Annotated in this window: 1 protein-coding gene; it reads left to right on the top strand. The window is 45.3% G+C overall.

What is annotated here, in order from left to right; genetic code table 11:
• On the top strand, positions 1-567 hold a 567-nt coding region (locus ACFINF_RS09460), incomplete at its 5' end, for a hypothetical protein (protein ID WP_375620624.1).
• Between the last annotated feature and the right edge of the window lie 102 nt (positions 568-669).

Here is a 669-nt window from a genome sequence, read left to right as displayed (position 1 = left end):
CGTAAGGGTCTATCGGTTCGTGCGTTTGCAAAAAAGATGGGTGTTTCACATAATGCGGTGGTTTCTCGGATAAAGACAGGTAAATTTGATGCGGCTCTTTTTGAAGATGGTTCTGTCAATGAAGCCCTTGCCACAAGCATCTGGAATGAGAATCCAACAAAGCGCCCTGCTTCACTTTTAGCGCCTGATGGACAACCGCGAACAAAGATCAAACAAGCCTCCACAGATGGAGCCAATGAATACAAGATAAAACTGGAGCGGATGCAAGTTGCGCTTGAAAGCGAAAAGATTGCCCTTGAACGACTACGCGAAACCACTGTTGATCGAGAAGAAATGAAAAAGGCAGCGCGTGAGTTTGGAAGAGCGCACCGTGATGCTATGTTGAATTTTCCTCATCGTTTTGGTGCAAGCATTGCTGCACAAGTTGGATGTGATGCGGCCAGCCTTATTGGTGCTATTGATTATTATATGAGAACCGCTTTGCTTGAGGCGGTTAATATTCCAGTGCCTTTTCATGATCCTCATTCTCCAGAGTTAGAGAACTTGCAAGAAACGAATAATGGATGACAATGCAGTCGAAGAATTTTTCGCCAATGCCAATAACGCACGACAACCAGACCCACCGTATACGGTTTCGCAATGGGCGGATAAAAATAGGTACCTTAGCAC

This window comes from Bartonella sp. TS25HLJMH, from assembly GCF_042193505.1.
Lineage (GTDB): Bacteria > Pseudomonadota > Alphaproteobacteria > Rhizobiales > Rhizobiaceae > Bartonella > Bartonella grahamii.
The sequence above is the reverse complement of the archived record's forward strand: the minus strand, read 5'-3'. Positions and strand labels throughout refer to the sequence as shown.